Source organism: Thiopseudomonas sp. SA1F2-1K (assembly GCF_057443035.1).
In genome coordinates, this window is record NZ_CM172014.1 from 281,170 (window position 1) to 295,396 (window position 14,227).

The following is a 14,227-nucleotide window of genomic DNA, read 5'->3' on the forward strand; positions in this document are numbered from 1 at the left end:
GCGCAGCAAAGGGCTGCCTACAGTTTAACTCTTAGCTTTCTTCAATGAAGGTACGTAGGTGTTCACTGCGTGAAGGGTGGCGCAATTTACGCAAGGCTTTAGCCTCAATTTGACGAATCCGCTCGCGGGTAACATCGAATTGCTTACCTACTTCCTCTAGGGTGTGGTCAGTATTCATGTCGATCCCAAAGCGCATGCGCAGCACCTTAGCTTCACGCTCGGTTAGGCCTTCTAATACGTCACGGGTGGCTTCTTTAAGGTTCTCAATGGTCGCCACATCAATTGGCGACTGCATGGTAACGTCTTCAATAAAGTCACCTAAGTGAGAGTCTTCATCATCACCAATCGGAGTTTCCATAGAAATGGGTTCTTTAGCGATTTTTAGGACTTTACGTACGCGATCTTCACTCATTTCCATACGTTCGCCTAACTCTTCAGGAGTAGGCTCGCGGCCCATCTCTTGTAGCATTTGGCGGGACACACGGTTGAGCTTATTGATTGTCTCAATCATGTGCACTGGAATTCGAATGGTGCGTGCTTGGTCCGCAATAGAGCGCGTAATGGCTTGGCGAATCCACCAGGTAGCGTAAGTTGAGAATTTGTAACCGCGACGGTATTCGAACTTATCCACTGCCTTCATCAGGCCGATGTTACCTTCTTGGATCAGGTCCAAGAACTGTAGGCCACGGTTGGTGTATTTTTTTGCAATCGAAATCACCAGACGTAAGTTGGCTTCCACCATGTCTTTTTTCGCTCGGCGAGCTTTGGCTTCACCAATGGACATGCGGCGGTTGATGTCTTTGATTTCCGCGATAGAAAGACCGGTTTCAGTTTCAATATCAATCAGTAACTGCTGATGGCGACGAATATCTTCTTGCAACTCAGCAATAGCTTCAGCGTATTTGGCTTTGCTATTGGCAAACTTGTCGCTCCACTCTAAGTTGGTTTCGTTATTAGGGAAACCTTTGAGGAAGTCAGCGCGTGGCATCCGAGCATCACGTACACACAGCTGAGCAATTGCACGCTCTTGGCTACGAATATTCGTCAGTGATTCGCGTACGGTTTCAACCAGTGCGTCGTATTGCTTAGGAACCAGCTTAATTGGCATAAATAGCTCGCCCAGCAAAGCTAAGGCTTCATTGGCCGCTTTCGTTCCGCGTTTGTGCTTTTTCAGCACTTTATAAACGTGTGCCAGTTGCTCTTCAATTGCACCAAAGCGCTCTTTGGCAACTTCAGGATCAGGACCGCCATCGGTGGCTTCTTCTTCCTCTTCGGCTTCTTCCTCTTCGTCCTCATCTTCATCATCGCTGTCAGCTTTTTCTTTGCTAGGCAACTTTTCAGCGGGCGCTTGGGTAGCAGGTTCAGGAATGCTATCGTCCGGATCGATATAGCCATTGAAGATATCGGTTAGCTTAGTGCCTTCTTCAATGGCGCGATTAAAGTCTGCGAGTACGCCATCAACGGTGCCGGGGAAGTGGGCAATGGCTGCCATCACTTCGCGAATGCCTTCTTCGATGCGTTTAGCGATTTCAATTTCGCCTTCGCGAGTTAGTAGGTCAACCGTACCCATTTCGCGCATATACATACGCACAGGGTCGGTGGTGCGGCCAAGCTCTGAATCTACAGCCGCTAACGCAGCCGCGGCTTCTTCAGCGGCTGCTTCATCAGTACTACCCTCAGCAAGGAGTAACGCATCGGCATCGGGTGCTGTTTCAAACACATTGATGCCCATGTCGTTAATCATGCGAATAATATCTTCAACCTGTTCTGGATCAGAGATATCTTCAGGTAAATGGTCATTCACCTCAGCGTAAGTCAGGTATCCCTGCTCACGACCACGGGCGATTAGTTCTTTAAGACGTGATTGTTGGGCTTGTGAGGACATATCACCCTATCCAAAGTCGGTTGGCCGATAAAAATGTATAAAAGCATTTTACCATAAAAGCTTATAAATTTCCATTTGGGCCAGCGTGAGTAAAAGAAGCGCGTCGCTCAAGTAGCGTGCGTAATTCATTTTTTTCATCAGCACTTAATTGGTTAAAAGATTTGAGCAAGAGCTGATTTAAACGTTGCTCTTCTTGTTTGCGTGATAACTGATTGATGGTGTCAAAAAAAAGTTGTTCAAGGCTTTCATCAGAAATTAACCATTCTTTTTCAGCTAAGTTTTTCAGTAGGCGGCCTTGTTCAGTGCCATGCCAGCGAGCAATGAGTTGAAAGCTGGTGAGTTCAGGCTTTTTCTGTAACGCGCTGAGCAGCGACAAGAGTAACTGCCCATAAAAATCATCAGCGTGAGTTGTGCGCTCTTGTTGCTCTAGCTTTTGTGCTAGTTCTGGGCGATGTAGTAGCGCACGTAAGGCCATAATTTCTGGCGGATCTACTAGCTTTTGTGAGGGGGCGCGATAATTAGAAGCCCGCGGGCGATAGTTGACTCTCTGTGGGGTTGTAGGCTCTGCTGGCAGCTCTTGGGATGCTTGCCAGTATTGACTGTAATCGTGATAGTCCGCGCTAGGTGGCAGCTCGTTCTGTGACGAGTCTGTGTGTTGATTGATTATCGATGAGCCAGTAGCAGGCAGAACCGATGACTCCATTGGTAGGCCGGTTAGCTGCTGCAGTTGTTGTTGCAGAAGAAGCTGTAAGTTAGGGCTGGCCACTTTAGCGATTAAAGGATTAGCCAGCGCTGCCAAGTGCGATTTTCCTTCGGGCGTGCTGGGGTCTGCTTCTTGTTGCAGGTGCTGAAAAAAATATTCCGAAAGTGATTGTGCCTGTAAGTTGAGTCGTTGCTTAAAACTGTCTAAGCCTTCTTGACGAATCATGGTGTCAGGATCTTGGCCTTCAGGTAAAAACAAAAAGCGTACATAGCGCCCATCAGTTAGGCTAGCTAAACTAGCTTCTAGTGCGCGCCATGCGGCTTTGCGACCGGCTTGATCGCCATCAAAACAGAAAATAATGGTCGGTACTAAGCGAAACAAACGCTTAATGTGTTCTTCGCTGGTGGCGGTGCCTAGTGTTGCCACTGCATTGCGTAATCCTTGCTGGGCGAGGGCAATGACATCCATATAGCCTTCAACCACAATAATTTCATTCAGGTTGCGGCTGTATTGGCGCGCCTCGTATAGCCCATAGAGTTCTTGATTTTTATGGAATACAGGGGTTTCAGGTGAGTTAAGGTATTTAGGCTTGTCGTCACCGAGAACTCGGCCACCAAAGCCAATAATCCGCCCGCGGCTGTCGCGGATCGGAAACATAATCCGGTCACGAAAGCGATCATAGCTGCGTTGGCTGTCAGGATTATGAACCACTAGTCCTGCTTCAATCAAAAGGCTGCGTTGGCTTTCATCGTTAGCCAGCGCTTTGCTTAAATTGTCCCAGCCAGGTGGTGCTAAACCAATGGCAAAGTCACGGGCAATCAGGCCTGACAGACCGCGCTGTTTTAAATAGTTAATCGCCGCTTGGCGTGCCGGGTGTTGGCGCAGGGCGGTTTTGTAAAATTCATTGGCTTGCTCTAAGAGGCCGTAGAGCGGTGAGGTTTTAGGCTGCCTTGGTGTTTGCGGTTGGCTGCCTGCGGCCTCACGCTCAACCTCTACGCCAGCACGGCGCGCCAGTTCTTCTACTGCTTCGGGAAACTCTAAGTGATCATGTTCCATCAAAAAAGTTAGGGCGTTTCCGCCTGCGCCGCAGCCAAAGCAGTGGTAAAACTGTTTGTCAGGGCTGACGCTAAAGGAGGGTGTTTTTTCTTGATGGAAGGGGCAGCAGGCGCTGTAGTTTTTCCCGGTTTTTTTTAGGGCTACGCGCGAATCAATAATCTCTACAATATCGGTGCGATTAAGAAGGTCATCAATAAAGCTTTGTGTGATTAAACCAGCCATAGCCCACCTAGATTGATAATGAATAGCCTGAGTTGCGAGAAAAATAACAAAAAATCGGGCAGTTGGGTTAGCCAATGGGTGGCGTGCAGCTGCTTGGTGTGTGCTGAATAGTAAAGGAGAAAGGAGGAAAAGCCATTGTCGAACTGGCGGTTCGTTGAGTTTATTAAGCGCTATAAACGCCAAAAACCCGGACTAAGCCGGGCCTTTAGTGTGTCTCGAGGACGCTCTATTAATAGAGGCGCTCGCGACGACGTTGTTCGCGCTGAACCTTTTTCGCGTGACGCTTAACTGCGGCGGCTGCTTTACGCTTGCGCTCTGCGGTTGGCTTCTCGTAAAACTCGCGGCTGCGTACTTCAGCAAGCACACCGGCTTTTTCGCAGGCGCGTTTGAAGCGACGCAGGGCTACGTCAAAGGGTTCGTTGTCTTTTAGTTTGACAGCTGGCATCCAGATCGTACCTTCATCTAATTTAACCGGTGGGAAGTGTAATGTTTTGTATAGAAAAACATACACCGTGTATTTAAGGATGCAAATTCTACCTAGCTTTTTTACTAAATGCAAAGAACTCGATAAATAAAGCGGTAGCTTGCAGCGCAGTGGCGGCTTATTATGCCTATTTATTTCATTGAGTAGGCAAAATAGAACCATGTTGGTTTTAGGTATCGAAACATCCTGTGATGAAACAGGGGTGGCGCTGTACGACAGTCAGCAAGGGTTATTGGCTGATGCGCTGTTTAGTCAAATTGATTTGCACCGCGTGTATGGCGGTGTCGTACCTGAATTGGCATCCCGTGATCATGTGAAGCGCTTGTTACCTTTAATTAAGCAGGTGTTAGCCGAGGCCAATAAACAAGCACAGCAAATAGACGCTATCGCTTATACCGCAGGCCCAGGTTTAGTGGGGGCGCTGTTGGTAGGGGCTTCTTGTGCTAAGGCTTTAGCTTTTGCTTGGCAGGTGCCAGTTTTGGGTGTGCATCATATGGAAGGTCATTTATTGGCCCCGATGCTGGAGTCTAAACCGCCGCAATTTCCGTTTATTGCCTTACTGGTTTCAGGTGGACATACCCAGTTAGTACGAGTAGATGGTATTGGTCAGTACCGCGTCCTAGGGGAGTCAATTGATGATGCAGCCGGTGAAGCCTTTGATAAAACCGCCAAAATGCTGGGATTACGTTATCCCGGAGGTCCTGAAATCGCCAAGCTCGCTGAACAAGGCCAGCCAGGACGCTTTAAGTTGCCGCGGCCAATGACGGATCGTCCGGGTTTGGATTTCAGCTTTAGTGGTTTAAAAACCTCAACGCTAACCGCCTGGTATAAGGCTGAGCAGTCAGGTATTGCTGATCAGCAAGCCAAGGCGGATCTAGCCTATGCTTTCCAAGAAGCCGTGGTGAAAACCTTAACCATTAAGTGTGAGCGCGCTTTAGAGCAAGAAGGATTAAAGCGCTTAGTAATTGCCGGTGGGGTCAGTGCTAATCAGGCGTTACGCCAAGAGTTAGATGCCATGCTTGCTGCCCGTCAAGGTGAAGTATTTTATGCCAGACCGCGTTTTTGTACCGATAATGGGGCGATGATTGCCTATGCTGGATGCCAGCGTTTATTGGCTGGACAAGTTGATGCACCGGGCACTAATGTGCGAGCCCGTTGGCCGATGGAAGAGTTGCCTGCGCTTTAAAAGCGTCGTTCAGCACCATGCAATAAATCTTTAAGGTTTTGTCGGTGTCGCCAGACAATCAGTAGACTGAGTAAGGTGACTGGCACTAAGGCTTCTGGTTGGCGCCAAGCCAGAAATGGCAAGCTTAAGGGCAGCGTTGACATGGAAGCCAGTGAGCTGGTGCGGGTTAAATGAAAGGTTAAAATCCAAGCCAGGATTGCAATCAACGCTGCGGGCGGATAAAGGCCAAGCAGCATACCAGCACCGGTTGAAATTCCTTTACCACCGCGAAAATTAAAAAATATTGGATAGAGATGGCCAACGACTGCGGCTAGTCCAACCCAAGCTTGGGCTTGAGTGGAATAGCCAGATAAATAAGCTAAAAATACCGGTAATAAACCTTTGCTGATATCACCAAGCAGGGTCAAAATAGCGATACGTTTACCAGAAACACGAAATACATTAGTGGCGCCTGGGTTGCCTGAGCCTTTGAGACGCGGATCAAAGCCGCCATAATGCTGACTCAGCAAAATAGCAAAGGACACAGATCCAAACAGATAGGCAAATACGATCAGTAGCCAGAACATGTATAACTCAGGGGTTAGCCCTCTACATTAATTAACCAATATATTTTAACGAGAACCTAGTGGCGTGGATATCATCTTTATTGAACGTTTAGCCGTAGATACCGTGATAGGTGTATATGACTGGGAGCGGACTGCAACCCAGAAATTGTATCTAGATGTACAGATGGCTTGGGATATTAAGCCAGCTGCTAGCAGCGATAATATTGCACTCACCTTAGATTACGCAGCTGTCAGTGAATATATTCAGCAGTTTGCACAAGCCAAACAGTATGAGCTGGTGGAAACTTTTGCTGAGGTGCTGACTCGCGAAATTATGGACCGTTTTAATGTGCCTTGGTTGCGTTTAAAGATCACCAAGCCGGCCGCAGTGCCTGCGGCAGCTGGCGTTGGGGTGGAGATCGAGCGCGGATGCCGATAAACCATAGTGTTTATTTGGGGCTAGGGAGCAATACTGATCCCCAGCAGCATCTTCCCCAAGGGCTTAGCTTATTACAGCAGCGAGTTGGCCCAGTTGAGTGCTCACCGGTGTTTGAAAGTGAAGCGATAGGGATCAATACGGCTAATTTTTACAACTTAGTGGTGAGGGTAATGACGCCACTATCACTAGTAGAATTGGTGGCAGAGCTAAAAGCAATCGAGCGGCGCGCAGGGCGTGAGGCCGCACAAAAACAGCGAATCCCCTTAGATATTGATATTCTACTGTTCGATCAGCAGATAACTCAGCAGCCAGTGGCGATACCCCATGCTGATATTATCACTCGGGCTTTTGTGTTATGGCCCTTAGCGTTATTGGCAGGTGAGGTTATGCATCCACTGTTGCAGCAATCCATGGCACAGCTTTGGGCAGAAAACCAACTTAAGCAACAGTTATGGCCCATTCAATTACATTGGCAAGGGCAGGCATTAACCCCAGAGACACTCTTGCAGCAGGGCAGAGCAGCTGTGACAGCAAACTCATAGAGGAAGCACAACAAATGTTATTACGCGGTTTAAGTATGTTGATTCTGTTTCAGTTACTGGGAACAGCGATAAATGTGTTGTTCTTACCGATGCTGCCGGGGCCGATCTTGGGTTTTGTCTTAATGTTTGTGTATCTCTTACTGCGCGGTGGGGTGAGTGAAAATATTAATCTTGCCAGTAGTAGCTTATTAAAATATTTGCCGTTGTTGCTGACGCCGCCAGCGGTTGGGATTATGGCGCACACCGATGCTGTGATGGCTGATTTTTGGGCAATTTTTGGCTCATTGGTGATTTCGGTACTGGTTTCTGTAGTGGTTATTGGCTTATTGATGCAGTTTTTGATCCGTCGCCAACAACAAAAACAGGAGCAATCCCATGACGCTTGATTGGAACGCCGCGTTACAAGCTGTAGTAGCGCACCCTTTATTTGGTGTGAGTTTAACGCTGTTGGCTTATCAAATTGCTTTAACCCTGTATGAAAAAACTAAGTGGATTATTTTCCAGCCGGTATTGGTGTCGTGCGTAATTATTATCAGTATTTTGGTCACCTTTAATATTGATTATGCGGCCTATAAAGAAGGCACCTTTTTGCTGTCGGTATTATTAGGGCCAGCCACTGTGGCCTTGGCGATTCCTTTGTATTTAAACCTAAAACGGATTCGCCAGGTGTTTTGGCCAACAATTTTCACCCTGTTAATTGGCGGGAGCTTAGCGACGGTCTTGGGTGTGGGGTTAGCCTGGTTATTTGGTGCTGAGCCTTTTATTTTAAGCACGATGGCGCCCAAGTCGGTGACCAGTCCGATTGCGATGTTGGTGGCCGATGAAATTGGTGGATCAGCCTCGTTGGCCGCAGTATTTGTGATGATTACCGGAATTGTCGGAGCCATGGTCGGGGTTGAGTTACTGCGTTTATTTAACGTGACGCACCCAGCAGCAGTTGGCTTAACCATGGGGATTACCGCGCACGCGGTAGGTACTGCACGCTCACTGCAAGAAGGTGAAGAGCAAGGAGCCTTTGCCGCGCTGGCCATGAGTATTATGGGCTTATTGACTGCGGTTTTAATGCCATTGGTTTATATGTTAATTAGTTAGTTATTAAATTATTTGCCTGTTTTGGAGTTTCTATGAGTCAGTCGTTACCGGCGTTTGCTAATGCACCTGTGCTGGTGGTGGGCGATGTCATGTTGGATCGTTACTGGTATGGCGCCACTTCCCGGATATCGCCTGAGGCGCCGGTACCGGTGGTGAAAGTCGGGCAAATTGAAGATCGCCCAGGTGGAGCGGCTAACGTAGCACTTAATATTGCCGCGCTTGGCGCTCCAGTTAAAGTGCTTGGCGTCACGGGCGCTGACGAGGCAGCTTCAGCACTCACCGAGCGTTTAAACTCATTTGGAGTAGAGACGCACTTTCAAGTCTGTACTGAACAGCCAACCATTGTTAAGTTGCGGGTAATGAGCCGCCATCAGCAGTTACTACGCATGGATTTTGAAGAGCCTTTTGCGACGGATCAGGCCGCTTTTTTAGCCGCCACTGAGACCTTGCTGCAGGGGGTAAAGGTGCTGATTTTGTCCGACTATGGCAAAGGGGCTGTAGCTAATCATCAGGCCCTGATCCAAGCAGCAAAGCAGCAAGGGGTAGCAGTGTTAGTGGATCCCAAAGGGACAGACTTCTCGATTTATCAGGGCGCTACCTTGCTAACACCCAACTTAGCAGAGTTTGAGGCAATTGTTGGACCTTGTCAGGATGAGCATCAGCTAGTGGCAAAAGGTGCTGAGTTGATGCAAGCGTTAGATCTCGAGGCGTTATTGGTGACTCGGGGAGAACAAGGGATGACCTTGCTACGTCCCCAATTACCGGCGCTACATTTACCGGCGAAAGCCCGTGAAGTGTTTGATGTGACGGGGGCTGGAGATACAGTCATTTCAACGATGGCCGCTGCCTTAGCCGCTGGTGAGTCCTTACCTAAGGCAATGGTATTGGCTAATATTGCAGCGGGTATTGTGGTGGCTAAACTGGGCACCGCCACCGTAAGTGCGCCTGAATTACGCCGCGCCTTACAGCGGGAAAATGGTGCCGGACGTGGAGTTTTAAGCTTGCAGCAACTACAAGCGGCAGTAGAAGACGCTAAAGCTCAAGGCGAAAAAGTGGTGTTTACCAATGGCTGCTTTGATATTTTGCATGCTGGGCATGTGACGTATTTAGAGCAAGCCAGAGCCCAAGGTGATCGCTTGGTGGTCGCGATTAACGGTGATGCCTCGGTAACCCGCCTCAAAGGACCTGGTCGGCCAATTAACGCCGTCGATCGCCGTATGGCCGTGCTGGCTGGTTTAGGTGCAGTGGATTGGGTCGTGAGCTTTAACGAAGACACGCCGGAAAATCTGTTGCGTTTACTAAAGCCCGATGTGCTGGTAAAAGGCGGCGATTATGCGGTTGATCAAGTGGTCGGTGCCGAGATCGTGCGAGCCAATGGTGGCGAGGTGAAGGTACTCGGTTTAGTTGAAAACAGCTCAACCACTGCGATTGTCGAAAAAATCCGCGCTGAATAACCAGCTTTTGATTGGAAATCTACTAGTTAAGGATTACAGCCAGCCTCTGCTGTAATCTTTAACTCTAACCTGTGTGCTTAATTTAAGCTGAAAGCTCTTTGAGCTAACTCAGCTAAATTATCATTTAGCTCTGTACTTTTCGAATAATATAAAAAATATTATCTTGCCATTTAGCGACAAATAGCTGCCTTTTGCGTAATTTAACGCTTTCTATGCTAAATCTGACTGCCTTCTGCTAACTCAATTAGCTGCCAAAATCAGCTATGGCTGGTAGATGAGTTTTTATTGCCTAATAGAAACCACTTAATCCTATAACCACTACTTTAGGTTAGTTATAGCGCTGGAAAATGCTTAATCGCTAGGACTGGTAAGGGCTGCAGAATGCTAAGACTAAAGTCAGGAAAGCAAGCATTGATCTATTTGCTTTTGTGAATAATGATATGAATCGTATCAAAATAAACAAAAATAATAAGGTGCTCGCTTATGATTGGTCTATTTGGAATTGTGCTATCGCTTGGGTTGCTGATGTATCTTGCTTATCGCGGCATCAGCGTTCTAGTCTTGGCGCCTATTCTGGCGCTGGTAGCAGTATTGTTTAGTGGTGAGGGTGCGGTACTGCTCGGCACCTACACGCAGATCTTTATGCAAAGCCTTGGCGGCTATGTCGTTAAGTACTTTCCGATTTTTTTACTCGGCGCATTATTTGGCAAGTTGATGGACGACTCCGGGGCCGCACGAACCATTGCCCGCTGGTTAGTCAGTAAGTTAGGTCAGCAGCAGTCATTACTATCAATTGTATTGGCGTGCGGAATTTTGACCTATGGTGGAGTTTCGCTATTTGTGGTGGGCTTTGCGGTTTATCCAATCGCTGCCGCCTTATTTAGAGAATCAAATTTACCTAAGCGTTTTATCCCAGGAGCGATTGCTTTAGGGGCTTTAACTTTCACCATGACCGCTTTACCAGGTACGCCTGCGATTCAAAATGCGATCCCAATGCCATTCTTTAGCACAGACGCCTTTGCTGCGCCGATTCTTGGCATTATCGGCGGCTTAATTATGCTGGTCGGTGGCATGTGGTGGTTGAGCTACCGTGTGAAGAACGCTGTTGCAGGAGGTGAGGGTTATGGCGAACACCATGAAGAGCAGGTTGAAATCAACGTTGAAAACGATCCAAGTATTACGTTTGCTTTGCTGCCAATTATCTTGGTAATTACCGCCAACTTTGCGCTCTCTAAATATTTACTGCCTTTACTGGATACCACTTATCTGGCTGATGCCAAGTACGGTGCGACTAGCTTAAATACAGTGCTGGGTACTTGGGCGATCATCTGTGCGCTCGTGCTGGCTTGCTTAGTGCTAATCGTGAGTAATTGGAAACGCTGGCAAGATTTAAAAAACACTATCAACAAAGGTGCATTCGGTTCTTTATTGCCGATTTTCAATACCGCATCTGAAGTGGGTTATGGCTCAGTAATTGCCTCACTAGGTGCCTTTATTGTGGTGCGCGATTTTCTAGTTGGCTTATCTCCGAGTAACCCGCTGATTTCTGAAGCAATCGTAGTCAATGTGCTGGCTGGGATTACTGGTTCTGCTTCAGGCGGACTGAGTATCGCGTTGAACACCATGGGCGAAACCTATTTGAATCTCGGTGCGCAATTCAACATTTCTCCAGAGCTATTACACCGTATCGCTTCTATGGCATCTGGTGGCTTAGATGCCCTGCCACATAACGGCGCGGTGATTAGTCTTTTAGCTATTTGTGGTTTAACCCATCGTCAGTCTTATCCTGATATTGGCATGGTAGCAGTGGTTATTCCGTTAATTGCACTAGTAGCTGTAATTGCCTTAGGTACCTTATTTGGATCGTTTTAATTAACCAGAAACTAGTCAGCTAGTTGAGGAGGACATTATGTCCGTAGCAGTTGTATTACCGAAAATTATGGAAATTGGTGCAGGTGCTCTTGCCAAATTACCGCAGATTGTACAAACCCTAGGTGGTGCTAAACCACTGATTATTACCGATAAAATGATGGTGCAACTGGGTTATATCCAGCAAGTGCAGGAGCTATTGGCTGCTGCTGGTATCATCGCTGAAGTGTTTGAAGACACTGAGCCAGAGCCGACCGCTGCCTCAATTGAAGCTGGAGTAGCGCGAGTTACAGCGAGTAATTTTGATGTAATTATTGCCCTCGGTGGTGGCAGTCCGATTGATAGCGCCAAGGCGATTGCGATTTTAGGCAAGCATGGCGGCAATATTCGTGATTATAAATTCCCACGCCAAGTAAATGAGCAGGGGATTCCGATTATTGCTATTCCTACCACCGCAGGTACTGGTACCGAAGTCACACGCTTCACGATTATTACCGATGAAACCAGTGATGAGAAAATGCTTTGTGTCGGCATTGGCTTTATGCCGCTAGCAGCGATTGTTGATGTCAATTTAACTCTGAGCTTACCGCCACGAATTACTGCGGATACTGGAATTGATGCATTAACCCATGCGATTGAAGCTTATGTTAGCCAAAAAGCCAGCCACTTTAGTGACGCTCAAGCTTTGTCAGCAATGCGTTTGATTGGTCCTAATCTGCGCCGCGTTTATGAAGACGGTACTGACTTAGTTGCACGTGAGGCGATGATGCTTGGCTCAACTTTGGCTGGAATTGCCTTTTCTACGGCTTCGGTCGCTTTAGTGCATGGTATGAGCCGTCCAATTGGTGCTTTCTTCCATGTGCCGCACGGTTTATCTAACGCCATGCTACTGCCAAGCGTGACTGCATTTTCCATTCCCGCTGCGCCAGAGCGTTATGCAGATTGTGCCAGAGCAATCGGTGTGGCCAGCGTTAGCGATAGCACCGAGCAAGCTAATCAGAAATTACTTGCTGCCTTAGAGACCTTTAATCGCGAACTAAAAGTGCCAACTCTTGCCGAGTTTGGTGCAGATAAAGCGCGCTTCGATAGCTTGCTAGAGACCATGGCTGAGCAAGCGTTAGCGTCTGGATCACCTAATAACAATCCTAAAGTGCCTAGTATTGCTGAAATGGTCGCTATTTATCAGCAGCTCTGGGCATAACTGAATTACATGATATAAGAGGAATTAATAATGAAGTTAGTCGGACATTTAATTAACGGTCAGATGGTTGATGATCATGTACGTACTCAACCTGTCTTTAATCCAGCTACAGGGCAAATCAGTAAAGAGGTGGCTTTGGCTGGCGCTAAAACCGTTGAGCAAGCGATTGATGCTGCGCAGCAAGCGTTTCCAGAATGGCGTAATACGCCCGTAATTAAACGTGCAAGAGTGATGTTTCGTTTTAAAGAATTGCTTGAACAGCATGCTGATGAAATCTGCCGTTTAATCGGTGAAGAGCACGGTAAAATTTTGCATGATGCGGCCGGCGAATTACAGCGTGGCATCGAAAACGTTGAGTATGCTTGTGGTGCACCTGAATTTTTGAAAGGCGAGTTTAGTAAAAATGCCGGCCCTGATATTGATTCTTGGAGTGAGTTTCAGCCGCTTGGTGTAGTTGCAGGGATCACTCCGTTTAACTTCCCTGCCATGGTGCCATTATGGATGTATCCAATGGCTATTGTTTGCGGCAACTGTTTTGTCTTAAAACCATCTGAGCGTGATCCGAGCTCGACCTTATTTATTGCTCAGTTACTTAAAGAAGCGGGTTTACCAGATGGCGTAATGAACGTCGTTAATGGTGATAAAGAAGCGGTTGATACCTTATTGCATGATCCACGTATTCAAGCAGTAAGTTTTGTTGGATCAACCCCAATTGCTGAATATATTTACTCTACGGCGGCAGCTAACGGTAAACGTTGTCAAGCATTAGGCGGTGCGAAAAACCATGCGATCATTATGCCTGATGCGGATTTAGATAACGTGGTTAACTCGTTATTGGGCGCAGCTTTTGGATCTTCTGGCGAGCGTTGCATGGCATTATCGGTGGCGGTTGCAGTAGGTGATCAGGTTGCTGACGAGCTAATCGAGCGTATGCAGGTTGCGATGCAAGGCTTAAAAGTAGGTGTGTACTCAGAAACCAGTAATGATTTTGGTCCAGTAATTACCCAGCAGCATCAGCAAAAAGTGATTGGCTATATTGATAGTGCTGAGCAGCAGGGTGCAAAAATTGTGGTTGATGGGCGTAACTTGCAGCCAGCTGGTTATGAGCAAGGTTTCTTTGTCGGTGCAACCCTGATTGATCAGGTAACCCCAAAGATGACTAGCTACCAAGAAGAAATTTTTGGCCCAGTCCTACAAATTGTGCGCGTTAGCACCATGCAGCAAGCCATGCAGCTGATTAATGATCATGAGTACGGTAACGGTACTTGCATTTATACCCGCGATGGCGAAGCAGCACGTTACTTTACTGATCAAATTATGGTGGGCATGGTTGGCGTTAATGTACCGTTACCGGTGCCAGTGGCGTACCACAGCTTTGGTGGTTGGAAGCGTTCATTGTTTGGTGACTTATATGCTTACGGTCCGGATGGTGTACGTTTCTATACCCGTCGTAAAACTATTACTCAGCGTTGGCCGAGTGCTAACGTACGTGAAGGTGCGCAGTTCTCAATGCCTACCTTGAACTAAGGCTGGATTTAATAATTGCTCG

Annotated in this window: 13 protein-coding genes; 9 read left to right on the forward strand and 4 right to left on the reverse strand. The window is 47.5% G+C overall.

All coding sequences use genetic code 11. From position 1 onward, the window contains the following. Positions 1–31: 31 nt before the first annotated feature. The 3 genes from rpoD to rpsU form a co-directional block, all read right to left on the reverse strand. Positions 32–1,885 carry an RNA polymerase sigma factor RpoD gene (gene rpoD / locus AC2T15_RS01355; protein WP_486778537.1) on the reverse strand — a complete coding sequence of 618 codons (1,854 nt, stop codon included), beginning with the start codon at positions 1,883–1,885 and terminating at the stop codon, positions 32–34. Between the two features lie 61 nt (positions 1,886–1,946). Continuing rightward, positions 1,947–3,866, reverse strand: coding sequence for a DNA primase (gene dnaG / locus AC2T15_RS01360; RefSeq protein WP_286638609.1), 1,920 nt, complete (start codon positions 3,864–3,866; stop codon positions 1,947–1,949). Between the two features lie 229 nt (positions 3,867–4,095). Beyond that, the gene (rpsU, locus tag AC2T15_RS01365) at positions 4,096–4,311 is read right to left on the reverse strand and encodes a 30S ribosomal protein S21 (RefSeq protein ID WP_053101040.1); all 216 of its coding nucleotides are present in this window, start codon (positions 4,309–4,311) and stop codon (positions 4,096–4,098) included. 199 nt (positions 4,312–4,510) lie between these two features. Between rpsU and tsaD the strand changes: the two genes are divergently transcribed. After that, positions 4,511–5,536, forward strand: coding sequence for a tRNA (adenosine(37)-N6)-threonylcarbamoyltransferase complex transferase subunit TsaD (gene tsaD / locus AC2T15_RS01370; protein ID WP_486778538.1), 1,026 nt, complete (start codon positions 4,511–4,513; stop codon positions 5,534–5,536). On the opposite strand, the gene plsY is transcribed toward tsaD, so the two are convergent. Beyond that, positions 5,533–6,102 carry a glycerol-3-phosphate 1-O-acyltransferase PlsY gene (gene plsY, locus AC2T15_RS01375; protein WP_053101042.1) on the reverse strand — a complete coding sequence of 190 codons (570 nt, stop codon included), beginning with the start codon at positions 6,100–6,102 and terminating at the stop codon, positions 5,533–5,535. The two genes, tsaD and plsY, sit on opposite strands and share 4 nt — an antisense overlap. A gap of 64 nt (positions 6,103–6,166) precedes the next feature. Between plsY and folB the strand changes: the two genes are divergently transcribed. From folB to AC2T15_RS01415, 8 genes are all read left to right on the forward strand, one after another. After that, positions 6,167–6,520: a dihydroneopterin aldolase gene (folB, locus tag AC2T15_RS01380; RefSeq protein WP_053101043.1), complete on the forward strand. Its 354-nt coding sequence runs from the start codon at positions 6,167–6,169 to the stop codon at positions 6,518–6,520. Continuing rightward, positions 6,511–7,062: a 2-amino-4-hydroxy-6-hydroxymethyldihydropteridine diphosphokinase gene (folK, locus tag AC2T15_RS01385; protein WP_486778539.1), complete on the forward strand. Its 552-nt coding sequence runs from the start codon at positions 6,511–6,513 to the stop codon at positions 7,060–7,062. Before folB ends, folK begins: the two co-directional genes overlap by 10 nt. A gap of 14 nt (positions 7,063–7,076) precedes the next feature. Then, entirely contained in the window at positions 7,077–7,448 is a 372-nt protein-coding gene (locus AC2T15_RS01390; protein WP_053101045.1) for a CidA/LrgA family protein, read from the forward strand. Continuing rightward, positions 7,438–8,154 carry an LrgB family protein gene (locus AC2T15_RS01395; RefSeq protein WP_286638613.1) on the forward strand — a complete coding sequence of 239 codons (717 nt, stop codon included), beginning with the start codon at positions 7,438–7,440 and terminating at the stop codon, positions 8,152–8,154. Before AC2T15_RS01390 ends, AC2T15_RS01395 begins: the two co-directional genes overlap by 11 nt. A 32-nt stretch (positions 8,155–8,186) precedes the next feature. Continuing rightward, positions 8,187–9,608, forward strand: a complete 1,422-nt coding sequence (gene hldE / locus AC2T15_RS01400; protein ID WP_486778540.1) for a bifunctional D-glycero-beta-D-manno-heptose-7-phosphate kinase/D-glycero-beta-D-manno-heptose 1-phosphate adenylyltransferase HldE — start codon at positions 8,187–8,189, stop codon at positions 9,606–9,608. Positions 9,609–10,091: 483 nt separating this feature from the next. Beyond that, positions 10,092–11,480, forward strand: coding sequence for a GntP family permease (locus AC2T15_RS01405; protein ID WP_286593072.1), 1,389 nt, complete (start codon positions 10,092–10,094; stop codon positions 11,478–11,480). 37 nt (positions 11,481–11,517) lie between these two features. Continuing rightward, positions 11,518–12,678, forward strand: coding sequence for an iron-containing alcohol dehydrogenase (locus AC2T15_RS01410; protein ID WP_053101049.1), 1,161 nt, complete (start codon positions 11,518–11,520; stop codon positions 12,676–12,678). A 30-nt stretch (positions 12,679–12,708) separates the two neighbouring features. Beyond that, complete coding sequence (locus tag AC2T15_RS01415) at positions 12,709–14,205, forward strand: CoA-acylating methylmalonate-semialdehyde dehydrogenase (protein ID WP_486778541.1); 1,497 nt, start codon at positions 12,709–12,711, stop codon at positions 14,203–14,205. Positions 14,206–14,227: the final 22 nt, after the last annotated feature.